Here is a 24,917-nt window from a genome sequence, read left to right as displayed (position 1 = left end):
GAACCGGATGAAGACGGTTGTGCTCGCTCACTGTGTTCGCTGCGCGCACTGCGACTTCTAGGGTTCAAATCCGCTCGGTGCGATTTTCACTGCTCACTGTTCGGTCGCGTCGCTCCCTCACGTGTTCGCAGGAAAATGCGCGGGACCGGATTTGAACCGGCGGACCCCTACGGGACAGCGTCCTAAGCGCTGCACCTTTGGCCTGGCTCGGTTACCCGCGCGCACTACCTTCTTCCGACCCGTTCCAAATGAACGTGTCGCTTGCCGCCGCTAGCATTTATACAGCTAACCCACCTACCTCACAGCGTGTACCGCGCCAGCGACGAACTCGACAACGCCGAATGGCTGGACACCCTCGAAACCGCAGCCGACCGACTGGAGCTTGGCTCTGACGCTCGCTCACACGCCCGCGATGTCTTTCTCTCGACTGTTCCCGAATCAGAGCGCTCCAAACAGGCCCGTGTGGCCTCCTCGCTGTACGTCGGCGCACTCATCGCTGGCGACCAACGCTCACAGACCGCCGTGGCCGACGCCGTCGGGGTGTCACGACTGGCTGTCCAGCAACACTGGAAAGATCAGCTAGAGGCGACGGGACTCGAGCCGCCGGGCTGGTAGCTACTCCAGGTCAGCACTCACTCGTCCGTCTCGGTCGGGCGTCAAATTGCCGTGTTCGTCGATTTCGCCGTCGACGATGCGCGTCGAAGAGATGATCTCACCGTCTTCGGCGTAGACGTGATCAACGACTTCGAGTTCGAGCGGCTGGTACCCTCGTTCGCGGCGAATCTCGTTGATCCGTTTCCCACCAGTTTTTGTTTCCGGTGAGACGACGAGCACGTCGAACTGTGCTTCTGTTGCAATCCCGGTCGGCTCGGTGAGCTTTCGGATGCTGTACTCGCGGTCGTACTCGGCTGCGAACCGTTCGAGTTCCGCAGCGAGTTCCGCTCGTCGACGCTCGAAGGACTGAATCGGGCGGTCTGCGTGGCGGGTTCGGGGGGCGAGGTCGTCGCTGGTGAGGCCAACAGTCACGCCTCCCAGCTCGAACGCACGGTGAAACAGCGCGCGGTGGCCGTCGTGCACCGGATCAAATGTTCCACCGAGTGCAACGCTCATATCTTCTGTCTGGGTAGCTCGGGGTTTAGTGGCTTCGGATTCGGCTCTACTCGTCGTCTTCGTCCGTGACAGTAATAGTGACTGGCTCGTCAGTCTTCTCGTCGCCGTTGAGATACTTGTCGAGGTTGAACACCGCGTTCATATGCCCCTGCACGTCGTCGATAACGCCGCCGATGAGTTCGCTCGGAGCCATTGCAGAGTACTCATAGGGGTTGTTCCCGGCCCCGTCGCTCTCTCGTTTGCCGCGCTCGACAGTGCCGTCGTCGTTCAGGGCCGCGAGCGCTTCTCGAACCGTGCTCGGGTAGAGTCCCGTTCCGTCGGCAATTTCTTCACTCGTGCTGTCGGGGTGCTGTCGGAGGTAGATATAGATACGAGCGCGTGTCTCGGTTTCGAGAATCCAAGAGAGCAAGTCGACGACACCTTCGTCGAACTGCTCGATTGCTCGGTCGGCTTCAGCTTCGAACTTCTCGCGTACATCACCCGAGGACTCTCCCTCAGTGGCAGGTTCAGCGCTAGAATCGTCATCTGGTGTCTCGTCAGCAGCCATCGTTCGTGGGGAGGAAGGCGACTCCCTGATAAAAATGCTTGGCTCAATTTCCCTTTCAGAGACCTGTCGTTCAGTCGAAATCAGTGAGCGAACGCTGCGTCTCCTCTTCTGTCTCGTCAGTCCCAAAAGCCGACAGTGTCGGTTGGTCGTTCGCACTGAAGGAGAGATTTGAGACGCGAACACCGACCTTCCTGATACGCTCACCCGCGAACTCCTCGAACAACTCTGCCGCAACCTCACGAAGGAGTTGCTCGTCTGCGACCGGGCCGGACAGCGACTGTGCCCGTGTTCGGACGTCGAACGGCGGCAAAACGGCCTTGATTCCGATTGTCTGGTAGAGGACATCGCGGCGCGCAGTCCGCTCGGCTACCGCTGTCGCGAGTTGGTCGACGCGGTCGTATTGTGTCTCCGCGTCCGCAGTGGGTTCGTGGAACGCAGATTCCCGAGAGAAACTCTTCGGTCGGCCTGTCGGCTGGACTTCGCGTTCGTCCTCGCCGCGGGCGTACCGGCGCACACGACGGCCGCGCTCGCCGAACTCTGAGTCCAGTTTCGCGGGGTCAGCCCCAGCGAGGTCGCCGGCGGTTTCGATGCCGAGTTCACTCATTTGGTCGGCTGTTACCGGGCCAACGCCGTGAACGTCCTCGACCGGTAGGCCGGCCAGAAAGGACTGCACGTCCCCTGGTTCGACGACGACCAACCCGTCAGGTTTGTCGTGGTCGCTGGCCACCTTTGCCGCGCTCATTGTCGGCGCGATGCCGAGACTTGCCGTCACACCGACCTCCGACTCGATTCGGTCCTTCAACTGGCGGCCGAACTGCCCGGCATCGTCCCAGTCAATGCGGTCGGTGATGTCGAGATAGGCTTCGTCGATGCTCACGTTCCGGACTGTCGTCGCCTCTTCGTCCAGAATCATCTGGGCGTCCTCGGCGATTGACTCGTAGTACTCCATATCCACTGGCCGGTAGAAGCCTGCTGCGTCAACGTCGCCCCCGTTGCGGGCCACGTCGATCTTTCGCGGAAGTAATTCAAGTGCTTCGGAAATGGCCTGTGCGCTTTCGACGCCGTAGTCGCGCGCCTCGTAACTCGCCGTCGCGACTGCGCCGTTGGTCGTGCCTGGTTCGTAGCCCATTCCGACAACGAGCGGTTCACCCTGCAGTGCCGGTTCGCGCAATCGCTCGCAAGCAGCGTAGAAACAGTCCATATCAGCGTGGCAGATAATTTGCTCGGGGGCAGAGACGCCGGGTAGTCGGCCACGCTCCATACCCCGAGTTACGTGGCTACGGAGTTAAAGTTCCACGAATGTGAAAATACCGTGACACTGCCGGCCGGTCAGTGCCACGGCCCGCTGTTTTACCTGCGGTGCCAATGGCCGTGCCGCTCAGCGGTCGTTCCCGCCGGAAGCCCTACTCACCAGGGCTTCAGTTGTGTGTTAACAGTTGTCAGTCTTAAACCTTTTCACGATTCCCCTCAGATAGTAATCCGGCACAAGGTGGCCCGAACATGATGGGTGACGACGGCGATGTTGACTCGAGTGAGGCCACAACCGACAGGTATGGACACGCACAGTATCGCGGGCGCTGGGGCCGTTTGGTGGGAGCATGACGATCGAGGAGACCGACGTAGACTGCCCAGACTGCGGGACGAACCTCCAAGTCATCTACGTGACTGAGCTCAAACAGTCAATCTCGGGCTGGGCCTGCCCGAACTGCGGCTACGTCGCCTCGAACCGTGACGGCTCCGAAGACTCTGTCGACGTCAGCGAGAAAGAGTATCTCATCCGCGTCGAGAAACCGCTCACGGCGAGTGATACGCGGACGCCGTCGACATCCGTAACAGAGGAGTTCCGTGCGCGGGCATCGGGCAGTTCCTCAGACGAACTCTGGCTGCTAATCGACCCAGACAGCGACGAAGTCGTAGACGCAGTCGTTGGCGACGACGTCCCAGATCGCGGATAATCACGTTTTATACCCCGCCTCTCAAAGAGATACAACGTCTGTGCCAGAGGATTATTACGAGCGTCTCGGCGTCTCACGAGACGCCTCGGATTCGACAATCAAATCGGCCTTCCGCGAGCGGATCAAGGAGACACATCCGGATGTCAGCGACGATGAGGCCGCGTCTGACCAGACGAAACGCCTCATCGAGGCCAAGGATGTGCTTACAGACGAGGAGGAACGAGCGAAGTACGACCGCGTTGGCCACGAGGCCTATGTCAGCCACTCTGGCACTACCACAACTACCGACGAACGCGACGACGCCACGCAGTCTCAGGACAACACGACGACTACAGACGCCAGCGCTACGTCGGAGAACAACTCCGCCAGCGGAACAGGAGGCACCAGCCACCAGTCCGAGAACACGGATAGCAGACGAACCAGCCAGCAGAGAGAGTCGACAGGGGCCAGCGGCCAGGCGGGTCACTCGGCGACCTGGTACGACACGTCACGCCAACAGCGCTCCGGGACAGCCACCGACCGCCACCAGGTGTGGGATACTGACCAGTCCTACGCCGTCGGCGACTCACCGGGGATGTTCTCGCTGCGCGAACTGGTCACCTCACAGCGGGCGATTGTCCTCCTCGGGACGACGTTCGTTATCTACCCCGTCCTCCTGTTCGGGGCGCTGTTTCGGTCGTTTCCGACGGCCGCCAACCTCATCGTTGCGATGTGTATCATCCTCGTCGTTGCTTTCCTCCAGAGCGTCCCGCAGGTTGGAATGGTCGTCTTCGGCGTCTGGCTCGTACTGCTGCCCGTGATTCTGTTCGGGGTGATTGGTGTCCCGGTCCTCAGTATCACCGGCGTCCTCTCGATGGCTGCCGTCGCGTTCCCGTTTGGACTGTCCGTCCTCACGTGGATTGCTATCGGACCGAGTCGCCGTCAGTTTTAGAACTGCGCGCAAATCTCGTCGTGGAGTTGGTCTCGTACTGTATGACTCTGTTCGCTGTCGAACTCGACCGACAGCAATTGTGTGCCGTCGCGGCCAACTGAGTCCTCGAACGCCTCGCAAAATCCCGCTCTGTCTTCTATGCGCTCGAACGAAAAGTCGTACAACTCGCCTGTCGGCTCGAAATCGAGTCCGTGTGGTGTCTTGAACTGCTCGGTGAACGGAGGCTCGAACTGCTCGATTGGGAGTTTGTGGAAAATCCCGCCGCCGTCGTTGTCGACTAACACGATTGTCGCGTCGACACCGCAACGTCGGAGTGCGAGCAGTCCGTTCATATCATGGTAGTACGCCAGGTCTCCGAGCACGAGCACGAGCGGTTCCTCGGCCACACTTCCGGCACCGAGTGCCGACGAGACAATCCCATCGATACCGCTAACCCCCCTGTTGCCCAGCACCGAAATCTCGCCAGTCCGGGGCGCGCCGAATCTGTCGAGGTCACGGACTGGCATGCTGTTCGAGACAAAGCAGGTCGAGGGGTCCGGCAACCGCTCGGCGACGGCGTGCAACACACCTCCCTCGAAAAACTGTGACTCGCAGGCTGCCGTGACACGCTCCCAGTACTGCTTCTCTGTCTGCTCGAAGCGCTCACAGTAACTGGACTCAGCTGGCTGTTCGACCCTCGTAGCGAGGTTCTCGGCGAACGCAGTTGGGTCCGCTGCAATCAGCTCTGTCGCGGTGAACTCTGCCTCGCGAACCTGTCCAGCGGGGTCGACAAGCACCTGCGTCTCGGCGTGGTCTCGGAGATACTTCCGCAGAACTTTCGACGTGGGCGACGCACCGAACCGCAACACGACCTCCGGGCCAGGCCAGTCAACGCCATCGAGATACGAGTCGTAGCCGCCACAGACCGGGGTCTCCGCGACGTGGTCGCCGAAGCGGTGGCCCGACAGTGGGTCGGCCACCACCGGAAACCCAGTTGCCGACGCGAGGTCGGCCAGCGCTGACCGCTCCGGCGTCGGTGCGTTCGCTGGTCCACAGACGATTAGCCCCCGGTCAGCAGCCTCGACGCTTCCTCTCAAGCGCGCCATTGCTGGCTCCGGCGGTTCGAGTTGTCCCCGGCTCTGGCGGAGGAACGGTCCGTCGCGTCCCCCTGCTCCGAGTGGTGCACGCCCCTCGATGTCGGCTGGAACATCACCCTCGACCTCGACTGGTTCGAGCGGTTTGCTGAACGGCACGTCGAGGTGAACCGGTCCGGGCGGCAAGCCTGTCGCTTCACCAACTGCGCGGGCTGCGATGACGCGTAACGAGCGAAGCTTTCTGGCTTCGGGTTCTGGCTCGGGCAGCGTCCGGTAGTACCGAACAGCGTCACCGAACAGTTTCACCTGGTCGGTCGTCTGGTTCGCGCCGCTGTCGTGTAGCTCCGGTGGGCGGTCGGCAGTCAGTGCAATCAGCGGAACCCGGCTTTCACTGGCCTCCATCACCGCAGGGTGGTAGTTTGCTGCCGCGGTGCCGGAAGTACAGAGTAGCGCCGTCGGCTCACCACGCCGCCGGCTTCGACCCAGCGCGAAAAACGCACTCGACCGCTCGTCGAGGTGTGAGTAGACGGTCAATTCAGGATGGCTGTCGGCGGCGACAGTCAGCGGCGTCGAGCGACTCCCCGGCGAGACGCAGGCAGCACCCACGCCCTGCTCGACCAGTTCTTCGATCAGGATCTCGGCCCACAGCGTGTTGCGGTTGGGCGCAGTCATACGAGTTCGTCGAGAATCGGGCGGTACTTGAGCTGGAGTTCGTCCCACTCTTCGTCCGGGTCGCTGTCGGCGACGATGCCCGCGCCAGCAAACAGGGTGGCCTTGCGCTCCCGGGCGAGTGCAGACCGGATCGCCACCGAGAACGTGCCGTTGCCGTCGGCGTCAAACCAGCCAATCGGCGCGGCGTACCACCCCCGGTCGAACACCTCAGTCTCGCGAATTGTCTCCAGTGCTTGCTCTGGGGGGAGACCGCCAACGGCAGGCGTCGGGTGCAGCGCCTCGACCAGTTCGAGCACGTGGTACTCATCGTCCAGCGTTCCCTGAATCGGCGTCTGGAGGTGCTGGACGTTTGCGAGCTTTCGAATTTGTCGCGCGCCGGCCGTAATATCGCTGGTGAATGGCTCGAGTTGGTCGTGAATTGTTTCGACGACAATCTCGTGTTCGTGTGTGTTCTTGTCACTTTCTTGGAGTTGGCTGGCCAGCCACTCGTCTTCCTCTGTCGTCTCGCCGCGACCAATCGAGCCAGCCAGCGCTTCCGTTTTGAACGTTGGTCCCTCGACTGACACCAGTCGTTCGGGCGTTGCGCCGAAGAAACTCCCAGCCCCGACAGGCTCGAACAGGAACTGGAAACAGTCCGGGTACGACTCGGCAAGCCGACCCAGTACGTCTGCGGGGTCGACGGGTCCAGCGAGCGTCGCGGTCAGTGCTTGCGCGAGTACGACTTTGCTGAGCTGGCCGTCCCGAATCCGTGCGGTTGCTTCTTCAATTTCCTGTTGCCAGTCCTCTCGCGGAGGCTCGTAGCTGCGTTCCGTGATTCCGGGCGGGCTCGACGGCTCGACCGTCGGCAAGTCAACTAGTGTCTCTTGGTACTGTCTGAGGCGTGCCTCGGCACGCTGTGTGCTGTCCGGTCCTGTAGCAGCCGTCGTCAGCCAGGTTTCGTCGGCGGTCTCGAGGACTTGGACCGCTGGCAGGACAAATTCCGCGCCGGGATAGCCAGCCCACGGGTTGTCGTCGCCGGGGTCAGTGTGTGTGTCAGTGAATGCGAACCCGCCGTATAGCCGTGGACGTGCAGGTTCGGCGTCTGCGGAGACGTTCGCCAGTAGCGCTGTGGCTTCACGTTGTACGGTGCTGAACCGCTCGGAGCCGTCGGCGGTAATCGTCGCCGCCGCCCCGCCAGCGACGATTCGTTCCGAGCCGTCTGCCCACACGAGCCGCGGGCACTCCAGAGCCGAGACAAGGTCACGGGGTGAAGCTGCGTCGACTCGACAGCTCCGAACTGCGACCGGTCGTCCCGTCTGCGCCGCGTGCTCGTCGCCCGTTGATTCCATCTACTATTCCTAGTGGCTCCCGAGTCTTGAGGCTGACTATTCATTCAACCTGACCGTCACACCAAACGCTAGCCGAAAGGCACTCCCCAACAACGACCACGACAGACGCTACCGTGAATACAGAAAAATTATTCGCATCCTAAAAGGTTGAGTTTGTAAAGCGGTGAAGATTCCCCGCCAGACTTAAATACCCCTCAGTCGAAAGGCTCCACGTTGCGATGCCCAAGGTAGAGATCACTATTCCCGAACATACCGAGATGCAGATCGCCCAGCTCGTGGAACAGGGCGAATTTCTCAACCGCGAGGAGGCGATCGAGGATCTGTTGTCAACGGGACTCAAAGCGTACAAGACGAGCGGCCCGATTGACGACGAGGAGGAACAGCCCGGCGGGTACGAAGACGATGGGATGATGGGTCACGACGACGAGTACGTCTTCTGACTCCGTCTTTCTCCGTGCCTCGCTCGAATAACCACTAGCCAATACTTTCCCACCCTCTATGCTCCCAAACACACTTATGAGAGCCTGAGCGTAGTAAGGGTATGCACAAAGACGAACTGCTCGAACTGCACGAACAGATGGTTCTCATCATGAACTATTTCAAAAATCTCGAGCACGTCGACGACTCCCTCTTTCAGGCCTACGACGAAATCGACGTGACTCCGGATGACGTGCATATGTCCAAAAGTGAGCACAAACACGCAGTGTTCGTCCTCGGCAACGCCCTTGCGAACGCGATGAGCGAAGACGAGTTCTCGGACGCCGGCCGCGTCGGCAAGCGAATGAAAGAACTCGCCGAAGACGCCGAGAGCAAACTGTAACGCTGTCCTCGCTTCGCCGGACATAAATACATCTGCCGCGATATTTCAGTTGAAATGTCATCCTTAGGGCGCAATCGCGGCATGGATGGCCCACCAATCAAAGAGGGGGCTATCTTCGGCTTTGCATCGTTTGTCGTCGGGTACATCGTCACGCTCGTTGTCGTTGCGCTCGGTGAGTCCGACGACATCTCTGAGAATCTTGTCGAAGCCGCTGGATGGCTTTATTACAACGCTCAGTTCGCAAATCTCGAAGTCACAGCAACGGCCGGCGGCGGAAGTCGTACCTCCTCATTCAACTACTTGACCGACAGCACACTGTTTAGCGAGTCTGTCAACGCGGTCAGCGTTCCGGCAGTGGTCTATCACCTGATTCCAATCCTCGTGTTGGTCGGTACTGGCATAGCGGTGGCAAACTACGCGGGTGCACGAGAGTTGAGCGACGGTGCAATCGCTGGAGCCACGCTCGCTGTTGGCACTGTTCTGCCGGCGCTGCTCGGCACGGTCATCTTCTCGGTCGAGAACTCTGGCTTTGGGTTCACCGTGACCCAGAGCCCTGCGCTCGTCCCGGGTGTGTTGCTTGTCGGCCTGCTCTACCCGGCTGTGTTCGGCGCGATTGGCGGCATCATCAGTACCGAACTGTAACTACTCGCCCTCGAATTCCGGCGTCTGCTTGTTGACGAACGCCTGCACACCTGTGGCGAAATCCTCGCTCTCGAAACAGGACCGCAGCCCGTCGGTTTCGGCTTCGATTGCCTCGTCGAACGTCCGGTCTGCACCGTTCTGGAGCAGTCGTTTCGAGTGTTTCAGCGCGACTGTCGGTCCCGTCGCGATACTCTCGATGAGTTCCTGGCTTTGCTCCTCGAACTCTTCGGTCGGGAAGACTCGACTGACTAGTCCGAGTTCCTCGGCGCGGTCAGCGTCGACCAGTTCGCCGGTATACACGAGGTCCATCGCCTTCTTTTGGCCGACGACCCGGGGAAGCATGTAGGACGTACCCGAATCGATAGAGAGCCCAATTCGTCGGAAGCCAAAGCTCATCTCGGCGCGCTCGCTCGCCAGAACCATATCACAGGCTAGCGCAAGCGTCGCTCCGGCACCGAACGCGGAGCCGTCGACTTTTGCCACTGTCGGCACCGAGCATTCGTAGACGTTCTGGACCGACCGCTCGACTGGCAGCGCCGAGTCCTCGATCAACTCTTCCATCCCTCGGTCGGTGGAGAGATTCTCGACCATCGATTTGATGTCGCCGCCCGCACAGAAGTTTCCGTCTGCACCCTGGAGGACGAGACAACGAGCGTCACTGTCTTCGACACGTTCGACTGCTTCGCTGATCTCTGTTGCGACGCCAAGTGTGAGTGCGTTACGCAACTCCGGATTCTGAATCGTAATCGTTGCCGTGTCGCCGACGACTTCGTAGTCAATGTGCTCCATACCTCACACTCGTAAACCACCCGGATAAACGGTACGATGGCAACGCTCGCAGAACCCGGCACCAACTTCAAAGGGGTCACTCCCCTACGAGTACGTATGAGCGTTACTGGGCTCTGTCAGATTTGTACGGACGCCGAGGCTGACGAGAGCTGTCGACTGTGTGGGAAGTTGGTCTGTGAACGGCACTACGAAGAGTCCGTTGCGCAGTGTGTCGAGTGTACGGCTGAACATGGACAGGGGGACGGAAAGACCAGCCAGGAAAACCTGCCTGACGGCGTCGACACCTACCGCTTCTAGCGGTGTTGGTTGAGGGCGTTTCTGAGTTGCTTCGCTGACTGGCCAGCCGCAGCAAAGTAATCGCTGCCGTCGGCGTGGTCCTCACCAGCGAAAATAATTCCTCGTGAGGAGTTTACCAACCCGACACCGTCGACCAGTCCGTGTTCGACCGCAGCAGCCTCGTCGCCGCCCTGTGCGCCCACGCCGGGGACGAGAAATGGGAGGTCTGGAACCTGCTCGCGGATCTCCTCGAGTTCTTCCGGGGCCGTTGCGCCGACGACGAGTCCAACATTGTCGTTGGTGTTCCAGGCGTCAGCAAGCGTGGCGACGCGCTCGTAGACTGTCTCGCCGCTGTCGAGTGTGAGGTCTTGCAGGTCTGCACCACCCGGGTTCGAGGTTCGACAGAGGACGAACACTCCGCAGTCCTCACGATTCAGAAACGGCTGGACGGAGTCGCCGCCGAGATACGGATTGATTGTGATCGCGTCCACGTCATCGAGTACAGACGCGTACTGTCTGGCCGTGTTCCCGATATCGCCACGCTTTGCGTCGAGCAACACCGGGACGTCCTTTCCGTGTGCGTACGCTACCGTCTCGCGGAGTGCGCGCCAGCCGTCGCTGTCCTCGTAAAACGCCGCGTTTGGTTTGTAACAGGCGGCGTACTCGTGAGTCGCGTCGATAATTCGCCGGTTGAACGCCCACCGTGGGAGGTCGGCGTCCGCGACACTGTCGGGCAGTCTCGCTGGGTCGGGGTCCAGTCCGACCGAGACGACACTGTCGATGTCAGAGATCCGCTCGCCCAATCGCTCGAAGAAGGACATACACCGGTCACCGTCCCCCGGCGAAATGAACCTTACCAATCCTGTCTGACTGCCGCCCGGATGACGTCGACAGCACGCTTGACCTCGGCACCGTTGGTTACAGTCAGGACCTGCGGGTCGTCCGTCTGCAACTCCGCAGGGAGTTCTGTCTCTTCGAGGGTTGACTCGAACTCGACGTGGATGTACTCGGGATACAACAGGACAGCAGCAAATACTGACTCGTCGACAGTAATTCGATAGGCGAGCGTCCCGCTGTCGGCTGGCATCGCGTCGCTGTCGGCGTCGGTGACCGCGACGCGGTGGAGTGGTCTGGCTTCGAGACCGGTGAGTTCCGAGGCCAGTAGCTGTGCGATCCGTTTGCCGTCGGTGACAGTGTCTTCGACCATATTAGAGTTCGTTGCGGGCGCGTTCAGTCAGTTCGGGCAGTTCGAGTCCTCGGCGGCGACCGTACAGAATCGCCGCGGCTTCGATGGTGATTGCCAGTTCAGACTGGAGTTTATTGATTTCTGCGACGGCCGTCTGTTTCTCGACGCCGCTGTCGACGACCGCTTGCAGAACTCGCTCGAAGGTCGTCCGCTGGGTGAGAATTTCCTCTGTGGGCTCGAATCCGTCTGGAATCTCGACCTCTCCGGGGTCGAATTCGACGGCGACCTCGTCGTTGCTGCGTTCGAGTAGTCCCTCGCTCGCGCCGACCGTAACGACACGTTTGGCCTGGTCCGGCGAGAACCAGTCCCGGTCCAGTGAGAGTGCGACGACGAACTCGCTTTCAGTCATGCGAGTAACGCCGCGCTGGCGAAACGGGACGGCGACGGCTCGTCGGAGGCTCATCGTCACAACGACTGACCCCTGCGGGGGTAAATCTATCGGGAGGCGCCGATTCGTTCCGAGAGCTTCAAGTGTCGCCTCCGTCAGTAATGAAGTATGTCAAACCAAAGCCGTTCTCTCCGCAAACGAACAGGCGGGCGACGACGCCCGAAACGTGACCGCCGGAAGCACGAACTCGGAAACCAGCCAACCGAAACAACGGTCGGCGACCAGAAACTCAAAGCCGTCGACGCCCGCGGGACGCAGACGAAGATTCGAGCCATCGCGAGCGACACCGCGACGGTCGCAACCGACGACGGGACCGTCGCCGCGGAGATTCTCGACGTTGTCGAGAACCCAGCAGACCCGAACTACGCGCGACGAAACATCATCACCCGTGGTGCGGTCATCGAGACCAGCGAGGGCAACGCGCGTGTGACCTCCCGCCCAGGGCAGGACGGACAGGTCAACGCAGTTTCGCTCGACTAGGGACGCGGCGCTGACTTCTGCAGTGCGCTCTCGGCAATGTTCGTCCCGTAGTCGGCGGTCCGTGACAGCGAGTCGATAACCAGCCCGAGAATCTGGGCGACCTGCGGGTCGTACTCGTGAATTTCTTGGTCGACGTTGCGGACCATCTCGTCGACAGTGCCGATGTGCTGGCGCGCTTCACTCGCGAGTTCGACAGCTCCCTCGGAGTCTCCGGCCAGCAGTGCGTCCATCGCGGTGTCGGGAACCGTCGCGGCCTCCTCGTGGAGTCGTCGTAGCGGTTCGACCGCCGAGTCAGGAATCTCACCGAGTTCGAGCGCGAGTTCGGCAATCTTCGTCGCGTGGTCAGCAATTCGTTCGAGTTGGCGCGCACTGGACTGGTAGTCGAAACAGGTCTCGCGTGCGAAGCCGATTTCGTTCGCTGCTGTCGGGTTTCTGAGGACGGTCCGGAACACTCGCGAGACCATATACCAGAGTCGGTCAACGTCGTCGTCACGCTCCATCACGTCGTGGGCGAGCTGGTCGTCGTCAGTGATCAGCGCCTCGACAGCGTCTTCGAGCATCGTCAGCGCGACCAACCGCATTCGCGTCACCGCGTTCTCGATAGAGAGCTCAGAGGAATCCAGCAGGTCCTGCAGCACCATGTTGTCCGGCATTTCTTCGATCACTTCCAGCCCGACGAGACCCTGCGTCGCGTCGCGGATAGTCCGGCGCTGCTCGGCAGTCATCTGGTCCGTTTCGAGGCTGATCACGTCGAACCCGCTGACGTACATCGTCATTACGGCCCGGGTGAGTTCGTTCTCGTCTGTGAGGTCTGAGATGTCGAGTGTTCCTCTGGTTCGCTCTTCGTCGGTCTGTGGCGTCAACAACAACAGATCCTCTTCGGAGTGGAACTCGACATTCGACCCCGAACTCACGTCGTTGGCTGTTGCCCAGTCTTTCGGTAATGATACTGTGTACGTCGACCCGCCTGTCACCTGAACTTTCCGCGTCTCCATATATATTTCTACAACCTAGACTATATTAATTCCGTGGTCTATATATCAGTCAGCTTCAAAAAGGGAGTTGCTTCAGTCTGCGGAGGCGGGCGTTTCGCTACCTTCGCCGGTGTCGGCGCTGATTTCGGCGCCGTTGGCCTCGACAGCCTCGACGAGTAGTTCGGCCACGTCGACGATTTCGATATCGTCCTCGTAGTCGCCAGTCTTGCGGCCGTCCTCGTACATCGTCATGCACATTGGGCAGGCGACGACGAACTTCTCGACGGCGTCGCCGGCCTCGGTGTCTTCGAGGGCTTCTCGAATGCGCTCTTCACTTGGTTTCTCGTCCTGTTCGTTGTCCAGCCAGAGGCCACCACCACCGCCACCGCAGCAGTACGAATCAGCGCGGTTGCGTGGCATCTCGTGGAGTTCGGCACCTGTCGCGCGGATGAGTTCGCGCGGTGCCTCGTACTCGTCGTTGAACCGGCCGAGGTGACATGGGTCGTGGTAGGTGACCGTGTAATCGAGTTCGGTCCCGTCGAGGTCCAGTGCGCCGTTCTCGACGAGTTCCTCGACAGCCTGCGTCCAGTGCAGGACGTCGATGTCGCCATCTTCGTTCCACTGTTCTTCGTACTCGAAGGGCATCATCGGGTCGTCGGCGAACTCCTCGAAGTCGACCTCTGGGTACTCGTTTTTGAACGTGTTGTAGGAGTGTGGGTCCGTGCAGATCAGCTTCTCGAACTCGCAGTCCTCCCACGTCTCGACGTGGTGGCCCGCGAGTTCGATGAAGAGGAACTCCTCGCCGATTCGGCGGATGTCGTTCCCGTCGTATTTCTCGTCGTCGAAGAGAATCCCGAAGCTCACGCCACTCTCCTTGAGCAGTTTGGCAAGCGAGCGAGCAACTTTCTTGTTCCGTTCGTCGTAACTCGGGAAGTCCCCGACGTACCATAGGTATTCGACTTCCTCTTCGCGGGCGTCGGTGACATCGAAGTCGAGTTCTTCGGTCCAGTTGCCGCGGTTGCGCTGGTTGTTGCCGAACGTGTTGCCGTTCTGCATCACGTCCTGGAAGACGTCCTGAATGTTGGTGTCGACGTCGCCTTGGTCGACGAGCTGGCGGTTCATCTTCGTGAAGCTCTTGAGGTGCTCGATTTCGACCGGACAGGCGTCCATGCAGGCCATACAGGCCATACAGGACTCCATCGTCTCCGCGTTGATCACCGATTCCCCACCGTCAGCGATGATATCCACCTCTTCGCCGCCGTCAGCGAGGTTCTCGCGGTACTCTTTCAGATCGAGAATGACGTTCTTCGGGTCGAGCGGTCGCCCCGAGCCGCCCGCAGGACAGACCGACGAACAGCGGCCACACTTCGTACAGGCGTCCTGGTCGAGTCGGTCCTTCCAGGAGAAGTCGTCCATCGATTCGGCGTTGGTCGCGTCCAGATCAGACGGGATGTTCGGGAGTCGCTTGCCAGCCTTCTCGTCGCGTGCGACGACGTTTGCGAACGAGGAGAACATGTGCATCCCCTTCGCGTAGGGCACCCAGGCGATGAAAAACAGCGAGAGCAGCGCGTGACTCCACCAGAGTCCCCAGTGGAGTTGTGCCGCGACGGTCTCGGTCTGGCCCTCCGAGACGCCGACTAGGCTGAATATACCGTCGAAACTGAGCGCAATGGCCCAGCCGACGAAGCTCACGATCTCGAAGGAGGGGTAGTCGTTGACGAGAATCCGAATCCCTTCGAGCAGGAATCCACCGATGCCGAGCGCGAACAGAATCCAGACGAAGAGATGGTCTTCGAGCGAGGAGTGGCGGCTGAACAGCCGGTCGTTTCGAATCCAGTAGCGGCGGTACAGCGCCATTCCAATGCCGACCACGAACAACAGTCCCATCGCGTCGACTGCGAACTGGTAGGAGACGTAAAACGTCCCTTTCCAGAAGGAGGCGCCGAGCGCTTTCTTGAAGAAGTACAGGTCAAGCGCGAGGATAGATGTCGCGATAAACAGTGTTAGAAAGCCCCAGATGATGAACGAGTGCATAACACCGGCGTAGATGTCACGGTCGAACTGCTTTTTATTCGAGAAGGCGATGCTCGTCGCCTCGCGAATTCGACCAGAGAGGTCATCTAACCTGTCGAACTCGTCGTCAGGACCGTCAGTATATCCCTGCAATCGACGGTAGAGGCCAAAGGCGAGCACTCCAACTGCGATTGCTGCCAGGAAATAGAAGAGGTATACTTCCACACTTGTGCTGAGTGGCTCGTAAACCTCTCTCGTAGGGGCTCCGGTTTCCAATGGCAATCTCATACCTTGTGGATTGTGTACGTAGATAAAAATCCTTGCGTTGTTCGGTAGCCGTCAGCCCAATAAGACCAGCAGTAGCTACTGTATCCAGTACGTTTTCGCGTTGGTGAACTCCTTGATGCCGTGGTGGGATAGCTCTGCACCGTACCCGGAGTCTTTGACGCCACCGAACGGCAGTCGGGGGTCAGATTTCGACATCTCGTTGACGAAGGCCGCCCCGGAATCGATCTGTTCTGCAACAGTTTTCCCGCGCTCGCGGTCCTCAGTCCACACTGACGCGCTCAGTCCGTAGTCAGTGTCGTTGGCGAGGGCAACTGCTTCGGACGCATCCTCAATCTCGACCACTGTCGCGACCGGTCCGAACAGTTCCTCAGACCGGGCTGGACAGGATTCAGGAACGTCGGTTAGCACTGTCGGTGGGTAGTAAAAGCCCTCGCTGTCGAGTGGTTGGCCGCCACAAACGAGTGTCGCACCGGCCTCGACACTGGCCTGGACCTGCTCGTGGAGACCCTGTTGCAGGTCTTCCCGAGCCTGTGGCCCGACGTCGGTCTCTGGGTCAGTCGGGTCACCGACGGTCAGTCCCGACAGTTGCTCGACAAACCGGTCGAGAAACTCGTCGTAGACGTCTGTGTGAACGAACAGCCGCTTCGCTGCGATGCAGGATTGCCCACTGTTCTGGGTTCGAGCGGTGACAGCCGTCTCGACTGCAGCGTCGAGGTTGGCGTCGTCGAGTACGACAAATGGGTCGCTGCCGCCGAGTTCGAGCACTGTCTTTTTGATGTGGTGGCCGGCTGTCTCGGCGACTGCCCGCCCCGCACGAGTGCTGCCAGTCAGTGTCACAGCACGGATTCGGTCGTCGGCGATGATGTCCTCGACACGCTCAGCCTCCACTTGCAGTGAGTGGAAAGTGCCCGCTGGGTAGCCAGCCTCGATAAAGAGTTCTTCGAGGGCGTCGGCACAGCCAAACACCGTCGGCGAGTGTTTCAACACCGCAGTGTTGCCGGCGGTCAGCGTAGGAACAGCAAACCGAAGGACCTGCCAGAAGGGGTAGTTCCAGGGCATGACGGCGAGCACTGGCCCGAGTGGCTCGTAAGCGACGTAGGTCTCGGCGTCTGGTTCTGTTCCGATCCGTTCATTCTGGAGGTACTCGGCCGCGCGCTCGGCGTAATGGTCACACAGCCAGGCGCACTTTTCGACCTCTCCGACACCCTGGTCGACAGGCTTGCCCATCTCCTCGGCCATCAGATTCGCGTACTTGTCCGTACGCGCACGCAGAATCTCACCAAGCTCTGCTGCCAGTTCCTGCCTGGCTTCGATTGGTTGGTCCTGCCAGGACTCGAAGGTCGCAGTAGCGTCCGCAAGAGCGTCCTCAACCTCTGTGCTGTCGTCTGGTTCGTAGGTAGCGATACGCGAGCCGGTTGCTGGGTCTGTCGTTTCAAATGTCATTCTGCGAACTTTCTCCGTGGTGTTCGTAGGTCACGCCTGCACCTCCGTCAGCGCGTCGTAGAGGGCGTCTTCAACCCCTGACGAGGCGTTGAATGCGCCGAGTGCCATTCCGTTTGCAATTCCTTTTGCCTGCGACATAATATCTGGCACCACGTCGAAGTGCTTCCGGTGAACATCCCGCCGGTCCGTCCGTAGCCACTCTGGACCGCATCGACGAGCATAACTGGGTTTTTCAGGGCGGGGTACCTCCCTACCGATGGTGGCGATGACGAGACGTTACCCCCGCTCAGCCCCTTGTGATGAGAGCTTTTCCCGAGCCACCAACTCTCACAACTAAAACGGCGCGTCAGCAGACTCTTCAGCGTCCATTTCGTCGCCTTCGGTTGCTCCCTCCCAGCCCGTGATCCCACAGCTCAGGCTCTCGACTGTTCCATTGAATCCCTCGAAGGAGGTAATCAGGCGAGCAGCCTTGACACTCGCCTGTCCGTGGGGGCAAACTGTTACAACGTGGTCAGCGTCTCGGAGTGTCTCTACTCGTTGTGGTAACTCTGCGAGTGGAATATTAACGCTGCTGGGGATGTGTGAGCGCTCGAACTGTCGTGCGTTCCGGATGTCGACAATCAGCGGCTTCTCGTCGCTGTCGAGTGCAGTCTGCAGCTCTGGGCCAGAGATTTCGCCGTCCATGACCCTCTATCGGGCAGTCCAAAATATACGCCTGACGATTGTTGAAACCCACTCAGAGCAGACCGTCGGCCTGTGCGAGCAGGATGCCCTCGATGGTCGCGTCGTTTGCTGGGGCCTCCCGTGCTCGGGCCAGCGCCTCGTCGATTGGAACCGTTGTCGTCGAGAGAAACTCGTTCGAGTCGTGGTTGACTTCGACCGGTTCCAGTCCTTCGGCGAAGACGATGCCACGACGGTGTCTGAGCACACCTGTTGCACACCAGAAATCCTCGACCAGCGAGATACCCGAGGGGTCGAAGCCAGTCTCCTCCCGCAGTTCGCGTGCCCCTGCAGTCGTGAACGACTCGCCGTCCTCGACGATACCGGCGGGTAGTTCGAGACAGTGCTCGCCAATTGCTGGCCGATACTGTTCGACCATGACCAGTTCGTCGCCACTCTTGGCGACGATGACAACGGCCGGGTCCAGCGCGGCCCAGTAGTACTGCTTGGTCGTGCCGTCTGGCTGTTCGACGAGGTCGTAGCCCCCGTCGTACCAGCCCGTCTCGTACTCGGTGTTCGATTCGATAACGGGCCAGTCGTGGTCTTCGTACGGTCCAGTCATTGTTTCACTATCTCCCGGTAAAGCTGTCCGAACGCCTGTCGTCGCAGGGTCTGGACGGCCGCCTCGGGTTCGTTCTGAAAGGTCGCAGCGACAGCGCCGTCGGCGGCCGGTGCGCCGTGCCACGCAACGTTCTCGACGTTGTCACTCCCGACTTTGGTCACGTCGTAGCCTGTCTCCTCACGCCACTGCTCGAACTCCTCGCGTGTGCCGACGCTGACTGCCAATTGTGACGCAAAGAGAGCGTCCTGTGCGGTTTCGAAAACATCGTCGGTCACACGTTCGTCGTACTCGTCGCCGTCAAACGCCATCGCCTTCGTGACTGCCCGAACTACCTCAGACGCTGTCGATTCGAGCGCGGCGTACTCGGCCTGAGCGTCTGCGGCCGTCTCGGGTCTGAGTGTTCCCTCGGTGTCCATACGCTGGTTTCGACCGGCCGCCACTATTCGGTTTCGGGTTCGTCAGTCTCGTCGTTCCCCTCCTCGCCCCCCGCGTTCTGGTGACGCTGTTGGGTCAGCTCCATTGCCTCTTCCAGTACGTCTGCCGTCTCCTCGTCCTCGTCCGGCATATCGGTCTCGAACGGAATCGAATCCGCGCCGCTACGCTGGTGGTCGTGGTCCTGACTGTGCTCGTGGTCGGTCGTCGTATCCTCGAACACCTGCGGATAGTCGGCTTCAGTTGCGTCTTCAATTAGCTCCGCGGCAAGTTCTTCCTCGCTCAGTTCCTGCCAGCCGGGAACAGACTCCTCAAGGAACTCTTCGTGGTCGCCTCCACGGGTCAAGGCGGTGATTGCGAGATGATTGGCGAGATGTACCCCGTCGGCCTGTGGGTCCGAGCAGACCGGACAGCTATATCCCATACAACTGGATTCGGTCCCACGCGTGAAAGGTTGTGTGACTTCAGGGACCGACCGCAACCGGTGCTTCCTCCAGCGCGTCAGCCAACGCGTCTCGCTTGAGGAAGACGAACCCGACCGCAACGAGTCCAAATCCGACGAACGTGAGCAGGCTAATCGTCTCTTCGAGGACGAACACGCCGACCAGCGTCGCGACAATCGGGACCAGATAGGTCACCAGTGAGACTTCAAATGCACCGTGAATCTCGATGATGGAGAAGTAGATGTAGAAGGCGATGGCAGTCGAGAAGACGCCGAGATAGAGGACGGCAGCGATGGCAGTTGGCACAACCGCCTGTGCGCCGGGGAGCTCTCCGATGCCTAGACTGGCGACGTGGAGGACAACGGCACCCAGCAACATCGACCAGCCAGTCAGCGGGACGCGGTCGATATCCGGCTGTGCTCGCTGCACAATCACGCCACCGAGTGCGACGCTGACTACCTGTCCAACGATGAGAAGTCGTCCGAGTGTTTCGTCACCAAGCAGATTCGACGGGTCGGGCTGAACAACCAGCGAGATACCAACGAACCCGATAGCGACGCCAACGGCACCCGGCACTGAGAGTCGCTCACCGAGCAACAGCAGCGCCCAGAGCGCGGTGGCAATCGGAACCAGCGCCTGCAGGATGGCAGCGACACCGCTTGGGACTGTCTGCTGGCCGATGAACAGGAAGCCGTTGCCGGCGACGAGAAAGAGTCCACCGCCGACGATTGCGATGTAGTTGTTACGACCGGTCGGTCGCCAGCTATCGGTCTGCAGGACAGCGTACCCCAACAACAGCACTGCCGCGACGTCGTACCGCAACGCCGCGAACAGCAGCGGCGGGATGTGTTCGAGCCCAACGGTGATGACCGGGAACGACAGCCCCCAGAAGAGGGCAAGCGTAAAGAACAGTGCTGGGTCCCGGACTCGTGACACACTCCTGTATCTGGCCGTTTAGCTGAAGTTCCTGACGGTTCACCCCTGTCACCGGAACTCGACGCTGAGACAAGTCACCGGGTCGGGGTCGCAAAACACGTACCGCCGGGGCTGTCTCTCGACGGCAAACGTGACGAGTTCGATAACGACTCGGCGACCATCGGACAGCGTCCCCCGGCAGACTGGGCCACGACTCGTCACGCTGAGATACGGTGGCGCTGGGAGTGGCGCTCCCTGCACCGTCTCGCCTACTGCCTCGGCGGCGGTGGTGAGCATCGCGAGCAGTGGCTCCAGTAACTCGTGGCTCTGTAGCTGTTCAGTGACGACTCGACGGAGGAAGTGCGGCTCGGTGAACGGGCCGTGAGCGTTCGCGATAGCACGCGCTGCGTCAACTACCGCCTCGATTGTCTGTTGGTGGTCGGCCAACAGGGTCGCACGAGCTGAGGGCACACCCCAATACCAGTGCGACTGGTAGGAGAGTGCTTCGGACGCGACCGCGGATTCATTACGCTGGGCCGCAAGCATCGGGCTGTGAAACTCGCACTCGCACAGTTCGAGATTGAGGGTGCAAAGCCCACCAAGAATCGGGCTCGTGCTCAGGAGCTGATTCGCGAGGCTGCCGACCGCGACTGTGACCTCGTTACGCTCCCGGAGATATTCAACGTGGGCTACTTCGCGTTCGATAGTTACTCACGGAAAGCCGAACCACTCGACGGCGAGACTATCACAGAATTACAGGAGCTTGCCGCTGACCGAGAAATCGCCATCTGCGCGGGCTCGTTCGTCGAGGACCTCGCGGCCTCTGCAGAGCGTGGATTCGAGACACCTGACTCGGCGGGCTATGCTAACACGTCAGTCTACATCGACGATTCGGGGACACGCCGCGGAGTCTATCGAAAACGCCATCTCTTTGGCTACGAGTCTGCCGAGCAGGACCTGCTCACGGCCGGAGAGTCGGTTACAACGGTCGATGACCTCGGTTTCACCATCGGCATGACGACCTGTTACGACCTGCGGTTTCCAGAACTGTACCGAACGCTGGTCGATTCCGGTGCGACGCTGGTGCTCGTCCCGAGTGCGTGGCCGTATCCTCGCGTCGAACACTGGCAGTTGCTCCCGCGAACGCGTGCGGTCGAGAACCTGCTGTACGTTGGTGCCGTCAACGGCATTGGGGAGTTCGAGGACGCAACGCTGCTCGGCCGGTCGGCGGTGTACGACCCGTGGGGGACGCCGGTGGCGAGTGCCGGCGAACACGAGCAGCTGGTCGTCGCCGATATCGAACCATCGGAAGTCGACCGACGTCGGGCAGAGTTTCCGGCGCTCGCAGACCGGTCTTCCCGCTAACAGTCCGGAACGTGGCGGGAGATTTATGTGCATTCACTCATAACGTGCGGTTGCCGGTACAGACGCTTTTCACGTCAGGACCGGTACCAGGGCTCTCTCGGCCTCGCACCACTCTCGGCCGCCGCGGGACGGATCGTGGCTGTCCGGACAGCCGCGTTCTCTCTCCATCTCCATCCGCCACCGCCACTTTGACGGAATTCCTAAATCGTTCCCCGAGCAAGGAGTAATATGGAGTACGACTACACTGGCGACGCCGCCGCTGCACTCGTCGATTCCTACGAGACCGACGGCGACGAGTTCCCGACACGGAACTGCCCCGACTTCCCGCAACGGCGCCACCAGTGCGAGGAGGTCGACCTCCTCAAGCGCCTGTTCTTCCCGCGGTGCTGGAACGCGAAGGACCTGCTCGGCGACGAGGCCGCCGTAGAGGAGCGTCTCGACGAACTTGGCCAGCTATTCTACCGGGGGCTCTGTCCGTACGTCAACTACCCCAGCCAGATGATTACCGCGGTCATCGACGAACTCCCGGCGGTCCGCGAACGGTTGATTGAAGATATCGAAGCTGCCTACAAAGGAGATCCGGCGGCGAAAAGTTACGTCGAGGTTGTCAGAGCGTATCCCGGATTTCACGCGATTATGGTCCAGCGTGTTGCGCACGAACTCTACGAGCACGGCGGCGATGTCTACGCACGCGAACTCACCGAGGCCGCCAAGACTGAGAGCGGAATCGACATCCATCCCGGCGCAGAAATCGGCCGCCACTTCTTCATCGACCACGGAACTGGTGTCGTTATCGGCGAGACAGTGACCATCGGCGACTGGGTTCGCATCTATCAAGACGTGACGCTCGGAGCCCTGCACTTCGAGCAGGAAGAAGACGACGAGCACACACTCAAAAAGGGCTACAAACGTCATCCCGACATCGGGAGCAACGTGGTTATCGGGGCCGGCAGCAAGGTCCTCGGCGCTATCTCGATCGGCGACCACGTGAGTATCGGGGCGAACTCCTGGGTGACTGAGGATATCGACAGCCACACGAAGGTCTACGTCTCCGAACATCCCAAACAGGAACGAAAGGAAATCGAGTCGCCGCCGAACTAGGGCGTAATCACGGCGCGACCGTCGATTTCGCCGTGTTCGAGTTTTTCTGCAACTTCGTTGATTTCGTCCAGTCCGTATCGAGTTGTGTGTAGGTCCACGTAGCCGTCGTCGACAAGTGCGACCAACTCCTGTAACTCCGCGTGGCGACCAACGATGTTACCCACGAAAGAAAATTCACCGTCGACCAGCGCTTGCGCGGGTTCGTGGACGTGCCCTCCGTAGCCGATGATGTGGTGGTCGCCGCCAGCGGCGGTGATGTCCGGCGCCAGCGCAGTCGTCTCGTCGGCACCGACAAAGTCGAGCACTTGTGCCGCGCCGCGGTCGTCCGTGATGGCTGCAATCTCGGCGGGCACGTCCTCGTTCGCTGGGTCAAGGGTGTAACTGGCGCCGAGGTCACTCGCCAGATTGCGGGCCGACTCCTTGAGGTCGAGGGCGACAATCTGGGCCGCGCTCATCGCGTCGAGACACTGCAGACCAATGTGTCCGAGGCCACCAACGCCGATGACGACAGCGGTGTCGCCGGGATTGAGGTCGTCGACGGCCTTCTTCGCGGCGTGGTAGGCCGTAATTCCGGCGTCGGCGTGCGGTGCAATTTCGGCTGGGTCAGTGCCGTCTGGCAGCGGAATCACCGCGCGCTCGCTGGTTAGCAGTTGGTCAGCAAAGCCGCCGTCAGTTGTCAATCCGTTGAACGCGGCGTTCTCGCAGTACATCGTCTCCCCCTGTCTGCAGGGCCGGCAGGTGCCACAGGTCTGCACCGGGTGACAGATTACCTGGTCGCCCTCCTCGACCAGACTCAGCTCTTCCCCAGTCTCGACGACGGTTCCGGCGTTCTCGTGACCGAGTGTCATCGGCAAGGTTTGTGGAACGTAGTCGGTCCATTGGCCCTCAATGACGTGGTTGTCGGTCTGGCACCAGCCTGCTCCGTCGATGTCGATGACAACGCCGTCGCTGGCAGTGGCTTGCGGCGCATCTATCTCGTCGATTGACAGCGCGTTCGACATCTCCGTCGTGTACTCGTGTAAGCGTGCTGCGCGCATGGGCTGATGGTCGGCTGGCAGTCTCATAAAATTACGCTCCACTCATCCTGCCCGTGCGCTGCCGACCCTGAGCAGATGCGCCACGGCGACAGCAGCGGCTGGCGTGGCAGCGACCACGACGAGGACTGGCTGCCCGGCTACCGCTGCGGTACCGGCTGCTGCTGTCCCGCAGACAGTAAGGAGTCCGTAGGACAACTGTCCCCCAGCCCCGAAAACCATCGCCCAGACGAACGCACAGATGGCGACCAGAATAACTGCTCCGCTCCCGACAGCGATGACAGCCGACAGGAGTTGCGAGGCTGCGGTGACTGAGACCCACTCCATCGCGTAGCCGAGCACCCCCACGTATCCAGCCACAACCAGTGCTGGCGCGACAGTCAGTCCGAACCGGGTGCCAGTACCGAGAATAGGGCCGGGGTCGGTCGGGGTGGGCGCTGCGTGCCCGTCACTCCGGAGCACGTCGATTCGGCGGTCAATCGATGGATGAGTAGCGTAGAGCACGCGGAGTCGTGTTTCGACAGCGTTCACCGGGTCGAGTGCCCCCTGACCTGTTGGCCCAGCGTGCGTGTCCAGCGCTTTGAGTGCGCCGACCATCGGTTCCGGGTCCCCCAACAACGCTGCGGCCGTCCGGTCCGCGACGAACTCGCGGTACCGCGAGAGCGCGTTTCGCGGCAACAACACGACCAGTCCCGCCGCGCCGACACAGACCTGCCCAACGAGCCTGTTGATACGAGCGCGTCGTCCGGCCTGCTTTCGGGATTCGGTGCTCCGAGTAAGTGTTCCTACGAGTGCGATAATCACGAAGGCAACCAGATTTACGAATACTGCGACCATGGCCGCGAGTCGGCGGACGAACCACTCCACGTAAGCCGAGGCCACGGTCACCAGCGAGTCGCAGTAGTAGAGATGTGAGAGTTCGTAGCCGACGATGGCGTCGAGTTCTGCCTCGCTGAGTCGCTCGTAGAGCCCGGAGTTGAAGACGATGGCCCCGCTCCAGCGCGTGCCGATGGCGCGGGCGTTTGGCTCATCCGCGTCGACGAGGTACAGCTCCGGTGGTGCAATTCCGAGTTTCTCGCTCATTGACTCGACAGTCTCGTGCAGGCGCGGGTCGCTGTCGGGGGTGATCTGGTGGGTATTACGGCGGACGCTGGCAAGCTGGTAGCTCGTCGTCGCGAGACTGGCTGCCACCGCGGCTGCGATAGCGACGCCGAGATAGAGCGGAAGCGAGACGACGCCCACCAGTGGGTATAGCGCGACAACGACGGCAAGATAACAAGCGAGAATTGCACCCCCGGTCAGGGCCATCAGCACTGCGAGCTCCCAGTGACCGGCCGGCCGCACGCGCTCCTGAGAGCGAGCCATACTCC

30 protein-coding genes and 1 tRNA gene are annotated in these 24,917 nt (G+C 60.7%); 10 read left to right on the top strand and 21 right to left on the bottom strand.

All coding sequences use genetic code 11. The annotated features are described in order from the left end of the window. Nucleotides 1–136 precede the first annotated feature (136 nt). Nucleotides 137–221, bottom strand: a tRNA-Leu gene (locus ACMGFM_RS04700). Between the two features lie 85 nt (nucleotides 222–306). Here ACMGFM_RS04700 and ACMGFM_RS04695 point away from each other — a divergent pair. Beyond that, entirely contained in the window at nucleotides 307–615 is a 309-nt protein-coding gene (locus ACMGFM_RS04695; protein ID WP_436901285.1) for a transcription initiation factor IIB family protein, read from the top strand. Here ACMGFM_RS04695 and ACMGFM_RS04690 read toward each other — a convergent pair whose 3' ends face one another. The 3 genes from ACMGFM_RS04690 to dinB all read right to left on the bottom strand — a co-directional run bounded on the left by ACMGFM_RS04690 (nucleotide 616) and on the right by dinB (nucleotide 2,918). After that, complete coding sequence (locus ACMGFM_RS04690; RefSeq protein ID WP_436901284.1) at nucleotides 616–1,110, bottom strand: phosphopantetheine adenylyltransferase; 495 nt, start codon at nucleotides 1,108–1,110, stop codon at nucleotides 616–618. Between the two features lie 46 nt (nucleotides 1,111–1,156). Next, nucleotides 1,157–1,657 (bottom strand): winged helix-turn-helix transcriptional regulator, encoded by a 501-nt coding sequence (locus ACMGFM_RS04685; RefSeq protein ID WP_436901283.1) that lies wholly within the window; start codon nucleotides 1,655–1,657, stop codon nucleotides 1,157–1,159. Between the two features lie 70 nt (nucleotides 1,658–1,727). After that, nucleotides 1,728–2,918 carry a DNA polymerase IV gene (gene dinB, locus ACMGFM_RS04680; protein ID WP_436901282.1) on the bottom strand — a complete coding sequence of 397 codons (1,191 nt, stop codon included), beginning with the start codon at nucleotides 2,916–2,918 and terminating at the stop codon, nucleotides 1,728–1,730. A 337-nt stretch (nucleotides 2,919–3,255) separates the two neighbouring features. Here dinB and ACMGFM_RS04675 point away from each other — a divergent pair, with 337 nt between their 5' ends. Beyond that, complete coding sequence (locus tag ACMGFM_RS04675; protein ID WP_436901281.1) at nucleotides 3,256–3,612, top strand: DUF5795 family protein; 357 nt, start codon at nucleotides 3,256–3,258, stop codon at nucleotides 3,610–3,612. Nucleotides 3,613–3,652: 40 nt separating this feature from the next. Continuing rightward, entirely contained in the window at nucleotides 3,653–4,543 is an 891-nt protein-coding gene (locus ACMGFM_RS04670) for a DnaJ domain-containing protein (protein ID WP_436901280.1), read from the top strand. Here ACMGFM_RS04670 and menD read toward each other — a convergent pair. Together menD and ACMGFM_RS04660 are read right to left on the bottom strand one after the other, a co-directional pair. Beyond that, the gene (gene menD / locus ACMGFM_RS04665) at nucleotides 4,540–6,288 is read right to left on the bottom strand and encodes a 2-succinyl-5-enolpyruvyl-6-hydroxy-3-cyclohexene-1-carboxylic-acid synthase (RefSeq protein WP_436901279.1); all 1,749 of its coding nucleotides are present in this window, start codon (nucleotides 6,286–6,288) and stop codon (nucleotides 4,540–4,542) included. The genes ACMGFM_RS04670 and menD overlap by 4 nt on opposite strands. Continuing rightward, nucleotides 6,285–7,616 (bottom strand): isochorismate synthase, encoded by a 1,332-nt coding sequence (locus ACMGFM_RS04660; protein ID WP_436901278.1) that lies wholly within the window; start codon nucleotides 7,614–7,616, stop codon nucleotides 6,285–6,287. The genes menD and ACMGFM_RS04660 overlap by 4 nt, the downstream gene beginning before the upstream one ends. Before the next feature lie 218 nt (nucleotides 7,617–7,834). Between ACMGFM_RS04660 and ACMGFM_RS04655 the strand changes: the two genes are divergently transcribed. The 3 genes from ACMGFM_RS04655 (at nucleotide 7,835) to ACMGFM_RS04645 (ending at nucleotide 9,078) form a co-directional block, all read left to right on the top strand. After that, nucleotides 7,835–8,056: a DUF7120 family protein gene (locus ACMGFM_RS04655; protein ID WP_436901277.1), complete on the top strand. Its 222-nt coding sequence runs from the start codon at nucleotides 7,835–7,837 to the stop codon at nucleotides 8,054–8,056. Between the two features lie 101 nt (nucleotides 8,057–8,157). Then, nucleotides 8,158–8,436 (top strand): UPF0058 family protein, encoded by a 279-nt coding sequence (locus ACMGFM_RS04650; protein ID WP_436901276.1) that lies wholly within the window; start codon nucleotides 8,158–8,160, stop codon nucleotides 8,434–8,436. A gap of 54 nt (nucleotides 8,437–8,490) precedes the next feature. Further along, on the top strand, nucleotides 8,491–9,078 hold the full coding sequence (locus ACMGFM_RS04645; RefSeq protein WP_436901275.1) for a DUF7978 family protein: 588 nt from the start codon (nucleotides 8,491–8,493) through the stop codon (nucleotides 9,076–9,078). Here the strand turns inward: ACMGFM_RS04645 and ACMGFM_RS04640 are convergent, their stop codons facing one another. Further along, nucleotides 9,079–9,867: an enoyl-CoA hydratase/isomerase family protein gene (locus ACMGFM_RS04640; protein WP_436901274.1), complete on the bottom strand. Its 789-nt coding sequence runs from the start codon at nucleotides 9,865–9,867 to the stop codon at nucleotides 9,079–9,081. Nucleotides 9,868–9,963: 96 nt separating this feature from the next. Between ACMGFM_RS04640 and ACMGFM_RS04635 the strand changes: the two genes are divergently transcribed. Next, complete coding sequence (locus ACMGFM_RS04635; protein ID WP_436901273.1) at nucleotides 9,964–10,164, top strand: hypothetical protein; 201 nt, start codon at nucleotides 9,964–9,966, stop codon at nucleotides 10,162–10,164. On the opposite strand, the gene pyrF is transcribed toward ACMGFM_RS04635, so the two are convergent. Genes pyrF through ACMGFM_RS04620 form a run of 3 tightly spaced genes read right to left on the bottom strand, consistent with a single transcriptional unit; the run spans nucleotide 10,161 to nucleotide 11,792 of the window. Then, nucleotides 10,161–10,964 carry an orotidine-5'-phosphate decarboxylase gene (gene pyrF, locus ACMGFM_RS04630; RefSeq protein WP_436901272.1) on the bottom strand — a complete coding sequence of 268 codons (804 nt, stop codon included), beginning with the start codon at nucleotides 10,962–10,964 and terminating at the stop codon, nucleotides 10,161–10,163. The genes ACMGFM_RS04635 and pyrF overlap by 4 nt on opposite strands. A 32-nt stretch (nucleotides 10,965–10,996) precedes the next feature. Then, nucleotides 10,997–11,350 (bottom strand): DUF7993 family protein, encoded by a 354-nt coding sequence (locus ACMGFM_RS04625; protein WP_436901271.1) that lies wholly within the window; start codon nucleotides 11,348–11,350, stop codon nucleotides 10,997–10,999. 1 nt (nucleotide 11,351) lies between these two features. After that, complete coding sequence (locus ACMGFM_RS04620) at nucleotides 11,352–11,792, bottom strand: DUF2240 family protein (RefSeq protein ID WP_436901270.1); 441 nt, start codon at nucleotides 11,790–11,792, stop codon at nucleotides 11,352–11,354. A gap of 93 nt (nucleotides 11,793–11,885) precedes the next feature. Between ACMGFM_RS04620 and ACMGFM_RS04615 the strand changes: the two genes are divergently transcribed. Then, nucleotides 11,886–12,257 carry a 30S ribosomal protein S8e gene (locus ACMGFM_RS04615; protein WP_436901269.1) on the top strand — a complete coding sequence of 124 codons (372 nt, stop codon included), beginning with the start codon at nucleotides 11,886–11,888 and terminating at the stop codon, nucleotides 12,255–12,257. Here ACMGFM_RS04615 and ACMGFM_RS04610 read toward each other — a convergent pair. The 9 genes from ACMGFM_RS04610 to ACMGFM_RS04570 all read right to left on the bottom strand — a co-directional run bounded on the left by ACMGFM_RS04610 (nucleotide 12,254) and on the right by ACMGFM_RS04570 (nucleotide 20,518). Next, a complete protein-coding gene (locus ACMGFM_RS04610; RefSeq protein WP_436901268.1) occupies nucleotides 12,254–13,252 on the bottom strand; it encodes a PhoU domain-containing protein in 999 nt (332 codons plus the stop codon). The genes ACMGFM_RS04615 and ACMGFM_RS04610 overlap by 4 nt on opposite strands. Nucleotides 13,253–13,324: 72 nt before the next feature. Further along, nucleotides 13,325–15,532, bottom strand: coding sequence for a heterodisulfide reductase-related iron-sulfur binding cluster (locus tag ACMGFM_RS04605; RefSeq protein ID WP_436901267.1), 2,208 nt, complete (start codon nucleotides 15,530–15,532; stop codon nucleotides 13,325–13,327). 75 nt (nucleotides 15,533–15,607) lie between these two features. Next, nucleotides 15,608–16,975 carry an NAD-dependent succinate-semialdehyde dehydrogenase gene (locus tag ACMGFM_RS04600; RefSeq protein ID WP_436901266.1) on the bottom strand — a complete coding sequence of 456 codons (1,368 nt, stop codon included), beginning with the start codon at nucleotides 16,973–16,975 and terminating at the stop codon, nucleotides 15,608–15,610. Nucleotides 16,976–17,308: 333 nt separating this feature from the next. Then, nucleotides 17,309–17,659: a rhodanese-like domain-containing protein gene (locus ACMGFM_RS04595; protein ID WP_436901265.1), complete on the bottom strand. Its 351-nt coding sequence runs from the start codon at nucleotides 17,657–17,659 to the stop codon at nucleotides 17,309–17,311. Nucleotides 17,660–17,711: 52 nt separating this feature from the next. Continuing rightward, nucleotides 17,712–18,257, bottom strand: coding sequence for an NUDIX hydrolase (locus tag ACMGFM_RS04590; protein ID WP_436901264.1), 546 nt, complete (start codon nucleotides 18,255–18,257; stop codon nucleotides 17,712–17,714). Continuing rightward, nucleotides 18,254–18,673 carry a DUF5809 family protein gene (locus ACMGFM_RS04585; RefSeq protein WP_436901263.1) on the bottom strand — a complete coding sequence of 140 codons (420 nt, stop codon included), beginning with the start codon at nucleotides 18,671–18,673 and terminating at the stop codon, nucleotides 18,254–18,256. The genes ACMGFM_RS04590 and ACMGFM_RS04585 overlap by 4 nt, the downstream gene beginning before the upstream one ends. A 23-nt stretch (nucleotides 18,674–18,696) precedes the next feature. Beyond that, the gene (locus ACMGFM_RS04580) at nucleotides 18,697–19,113 is read right to left on the bottom strand and encodes a DUF5810 domain-containing protein (RefSeq protein ID WP_436901262.1); all 417 of its coding nucleotides are present in this window, start codon (nucleotides 19,111–19,113) and stop codon (nucleotides 18,697–18,699) included. A gap of 40 nt (nucleotides 19,114–19,153) precedes the next feature. Beyond that, nucleotides 19,154–20,068, bottom strand: coding sequence for a DMT family transporter (locus tag ACMGFM_RS04575; RefSeq protein ID WP_436901261.1), 915 nt, complete (start codon nucleotides 20,066–20,068; stop codon nucleotides 19,154–19,156). 48 nt (nucleotides 20,069–20,116) lie between these two features. Beyond that, on the bottom strand, nucleotides 20,117–20,518 hold the full coding sequence (locus tag ACMGFM_RS04570; protein ID WP_436901260.1) for a DUF7988 family protein: 402 nt from the start codon (nucleotides 20,516–20,518) through the stop codon (nucleotides 20,117–20,119). An 81-nt stretch (nucleotides 20,519–20,599) separates the two neighbouring features. Between ACMGFM_RS04570 and ACMGFM_RS04565 the strand changes: the two genes are divergently transcribed. Together ACMGFM_RS04565 and epsC are read left to right on the top strand one after the other, a co-directional pair. Then, entirely contained in the window at nucleotides 20,600–21,412 is an 813-nt protein-coding gene (locus tag ACMGFM_RS04565) for a carbon-nitrogen family hydrolase (RefSeq protein WP_436901259.1), read from the top strand. Nucleotides 21,413–21,640: 228 nt separating this feature from the next. After that, nucleotides 21,641–22,513, top strand: a complete 873-nt coding sequence (gene epsC / locus ACMGFM_RS04560) for a serine O-acetyltransferase EpsC (protein ID WP_436901258.1) — start codon at nucleotides 21,641–21,643, stop codon at nucleotides 22,511–22,513. On the opposite strand, the gene ACMGFM_RS04555 is transcribed toward epsC, so the two are convergent. Both ACMGFM_RS04555 and ACMGFM_RS04550 read right to left on the bottom strand, forming a co-directional pair. Then, nucleotides 22,510–23,550, bottom strand: a complete 1,041-nt coding sequence (locus ACMGFM_RS04555) for an NAD(P)-dependent alcohol dehydrogenase (RefSeq protein ID WP_436901257.1) — start codon at nucleotides 23,548–23,550, stop codon at nucleotides 22,510–22,512. The two genes, epsC and ACMGFM_RS04555, sit on opposite strands and share 4 nt — an antisense overlap. A gap of 42 nt (nucleotides 23,551–23,592) precedes the next feature. Beyond that, entirely contained in the window at nucleotides 23,593–24,912 is a 1,320-nt protein-coding gene (locus ACMGFM_RS04550; protein WP_436901256.1) for a M48 family metallopeptidase, read from the bottom strand. Nucleotides 24,913–24,917 lie beyond the last annotated feature (5 nt).

Origin of the sequence: Halovenus halobia (assembly GCF_051414135.1) — an archaeon.
GTDB classification, from domain to species: domain Archaea; phylum Halobacteriota; class Halobacteria; order Halobacteriales; family Haloarculaceae; genus Halovenus; species Halovenus halobia.
Note: the sequence above shows the minus strand (reverse complement) of the source record. Positions and strands in the feature narration are given on the sequence as shown.